At 32.5% G+C, this 3964-nt stretch carries 2 protein-coding genes; both read left to right on the top strand.

Annotated elements, in window-relative coordinates; translation table 11 throughout:
• Positions 1–16 precede the first annotated feature (16 nt).
• Positions 17–865 carry a hypothetical protein gene (locus QM536_09525; GenBank protein MDI9357249.1) on the top strand — a complete coding sequence of 283 codons (849 nt, stop codon included), beginning with the start codon at positions 17–19 and terminating at the stop codon, positions 863–865.
• Positions 866–1077: 212 nt separating this feature from the next.
• Complete coding sequence (locus QM536_09530; GenBank protein ID MDI9357250.1) at positions 1078–3864, top strand: gliding motility-associated C-terminal domain-containing protein; 2787 nt, start codon at positions 1078–1080, stop codon at positions 3862–3864.
• Positions 3865–3964: the final 100 nt, after the last annotated feature.

Raw genomic sequence — 3964 nt, forward strand, 5'->3', positions numbered from 1 at the left:
AAACATATAAAAAACAATGAAAATAAAAAAAACAAAAGTTACTTTTGTGTCCATCCTTATAAGCATGGGGATATATTATAGTTGTGAGACACTAGTTTGTTGCTCTCCACGACCACCTGATCTTACAGATAAAGCATTTATAGCCCAGTATATCTATGCGAGACCTTCATTGAGGTATGATATTACCAGTATAAGTTATTCTGTAGATAATGGAAATTTTGGAGTACCAATAAATTCTGAATATACTGTAGTACCTTACACACTTATATTTGAGTTTGATTTATGTGATGGTTGTAATCGTTATTTTAACTCTAATCCATTTAGTAGTTCAGTCATAGCTAACCGTAAAGAGTATCTGGTTTCTTTTGAAAACAGGATATCAGAATGGGATGCCCTGAGAAAATACCATAAAGATACCATAAAGATACCAGGAATAGAACAGCAGTTTTTCAAATTAGCAGTAGCAGATACTTTGGATTATATACATATCACTGCTGATAGAAAGTATTTGGAATCTCATACTGCCAATCCCTATTATATGGATGATATAGCAACTGTATCTTTAGAAAGTGCGGGAATGATTTTACGAGAATACCATGAACTTGGTAAATATACAGGTAAATATTATGACGTATGGAATGGATTAACAGTATCTAATTTTAATAATATAAATAGCATACATAAGGTAAAGAGTATATACAGTCCGAATGATAGTATAAAATGGAATCTATTAGCTGCAAATATGTCTTTTTATCTTAATAAACCTCCATATGGAACGGATACGTTTCAGTTTAGCTTTCATTGGAGATATAAAAATGGGACAGAGTATAAGACCACTTTACCAAGATTAATAATTACAAGATAAGGAATAACTTACAATAAAAAACGAAAAGAGAGCGTTGATGAAACGTTCTCTTTTTTACAAAAAACAAAAAAAAATAATGCTTTTTATACAAATATTTAATTTAAAACCTATTGGTAATCAAATAGTTATAAAACTACAAGTGTGTAGAAAGTGATTTTTTGGACACTCTCCTTTTAAAATAATAGTATTACAATACATTTTATTTTTTAAATATGAAAAAACTATTTATTTTATTTTTACTGTACACTAGTTTGGGAACTTTTGTGTATGGGAGACACATAAGAGCAGGGGAAATCTTTTTTAAACAAATAACTGGTCTTCGCTATGAAATAACTGTTATAGGGTATACGCGAGGTCACGCATCATTTGGTAGTGGGGCATTATATTTGGGCGATGGTACTATGCTTCATAGAGAGGATGCTATTTCTATTGAACAAGAATCCATACCAACATGGAATATGCAAAAAACAACCCTTATTTTTGAACATACCTATCCTACCTATAGAACATATATTGTAGGATATAGCGAAGACAATAGAGCGAATGTTATAAATGCATACCACGATAATGCGAATACTTTTTATATAGAAGCAAAAATACAAATAAATAGAGAATACGAAACAAAAAAAAGACGTAATAATAGTCCAATTTTCACATTATTTCCCTTTAATAGAGGATATGTAGGCATTTCTTTTTTTCATAATCCAGGAATTTTTGATGCCGATGGAGATAGTTTGTCTTGTATGCTCATCCCGTCACAATCTGCTTTTGAAAAACCTGTATCACAATACCAATTTCCTGATAATAAAGATTTTTATACAGATTATAACAAAGGGAATGAACAAAAAGATGCCCCCCCTTTTTGTAAAATAAACCCCACAAACGGAATTATTCAATGGGATGCCCCCGGTGATAAAACAGATATAATGTTTGGTGAAAGAGTATATCTTCTTACCATTCGTCTTTTAGAATGGACAAAAATAGATAATACATGGAAAAATACTGGATACGTTACCCGGGATATGCTCATATATATAGATACGTCGGATAACAAGCGCCCATTTTTAAAAATACCATCAGATACATGTGTTATAGTTCCAAATAGTATACAAAAAGTCATTACAGCAACCAATTCCCAATCCCCGATTTTAAAAGTTTTTCATAACCTTCCTGCCTATTCATCAGCTCCTTTTTGGAATATAAACAATGAAAAAATATCTTTTTCATGGAAAACAACCTGCCCATATATACGCTTCAACCCATATACTTTCATCTTTGAAGCATGGGATACTACCTATAGCATACTTACAGACATAAAAGCATGGAACATTCAGATTGTATCCCCCATTCCACAAAATCTAAAAGCAACTTTATCGCCACCACGTTCTGTAAAACTTTCATGGGATCCGTACCTTTGCCCGCAAGCAAAAACATTACAAATATGGAGAAGGAAGGGTAGTTTCCCATACACACCAAAAAATTGTGAAACGGGTATTCCCAAAGCAGGGGAATACGAATTATTACAAACCGTACCTGCTACGGATACCATCTTTTGGGATAAAAAAAAACTCGCTCCCATCGTAACCTACTGTTACAGAATAGTAGCAGTTTTTTCTGAATCACCCACTGTTTTTAGCCCCCCATCAACAGAAATATGTATCACAATGCCTGCTAATGCTCCTATCATAACAAATGTAGACATTGTTAAAACCGATTCTCTCAGAGGAAAGATATCGGTACAATGGATACAACCCTTTGAAGTAGATTCTAATCAATTACCTACCCCCTATTCTTATAAAGTAATACGTAAGTCAACAAAAGATGCCTCTTTTTACGAAACTTCTGCCGATACTCTCTTGAATGATACCCTCTTAAACACAAATAAAGAAATATACCAATACCAAGTACTTCTCTTGGATAAATATAAAAAAATACGTGACTCTTCTGCCATTGCTTCTTCTGTTTTTTTACAAATAAAACCAAATCTCAATGTCTCTTCTTTCACACTAGAATGGAACGCTGACGTACCATGGATACTCAAAAACCAAAAATACCCTCATTCTGTGTTTCGCAACCAAGTTCTATCAAAGTATCCCGATAGTTTAGTGAAAATATCCGAAGTAGATGTCTCTAAAAACGGTTTTATATATATCGACTCAGGAAAAACTCATACTATACCCTTAGATCCATCTACTCAATACTGTTACTACGTCCAAACCATGGGAGCATATCAAAATAAAAATATACACGAACCCCTCATAAATAAATCCCAAATTGCGTGTTCTTTTTTAAAAGACAACACATCTCCCTGTACACCCAGCGCATTTCATTTTAGCAAAAATAATATTCCCTGTGAAGAAAGAATAGAACAAGATTGCCAAATTCAAAACATTTCCAATATTCTTGTATGGAAAAATAACTCACAAAGTAACTGCCAAAGTAATGATATACATGACTATTCATTGTATTGGGCAGAAGATGATACACAACCCTTTAAGAGCATAGCATCCATAAAATTTGCAAAAGAACAAACAGAACAAAGCTTTACTCATTCTTCGTCTTCTTTGAAAGGATGCTATAAAATATCTGCAACTGATATTTCCGGAAATGAAAGCCCCCTCAGCGAATCCATTTGCCAAGATAATTGCCCTTACATATATTTTCCCAACATCTTTACTCCTAATAATGATGGAAAAAATGACGTCTTCACACCCTATTATTTTTCAGGACAATCTTTGGATGAATTTGAAAAAACAAAGTGCGTACGGTTCGTCACCTCTATAGAATTTAGAGTATTTCATAAAGTAGGAATATGTCTCTACCATTATAATTCTGAAAATAGTGAAAACGGGATTCTTATAAAATGGAAAGGAATAGAACAGGGCGGAACAGATCTAGAATCGGGAACTTACTTTTTTGAATCTATCGTAAAATTTAATACCCTTAATCCTCTTCTCAGTACCCGGATATATAAAGGATGGGTTACTATTATGAGATAAATTATAACACATAAAAAAAATTCTCTTATTTTTACAAAAAACAAAAAAAAAATAATGCTTTTTATTACAAATATTTTGAAAAAAAAATATCTTTATAAAT

Source organism: Chitinophagaceae bacterium, assembly GCA_030053935.1.
GTDB lineage: Bacteria > Bacteroidota > Bacteroidia > Cytophagales > JASGCU01 > JASGCU01.

What these genes read in the sequence shown, in the direction of transcription:
- QM536_09525 (MDI9357249.1), top strand. Translation starts at nt 17, where the DNA reads ATGAAAATAAAAAAAACAAAAGTTACTTTTGTGTCCATCCTTATAAGC.
- QM536_09530 (MDI9357250.1), top strand. Translation starts at nt 1,078, where the DNA reads ATGAAAAAACTATTTATTTTATTTTTACTGTACACTAGTTTGGGAACT.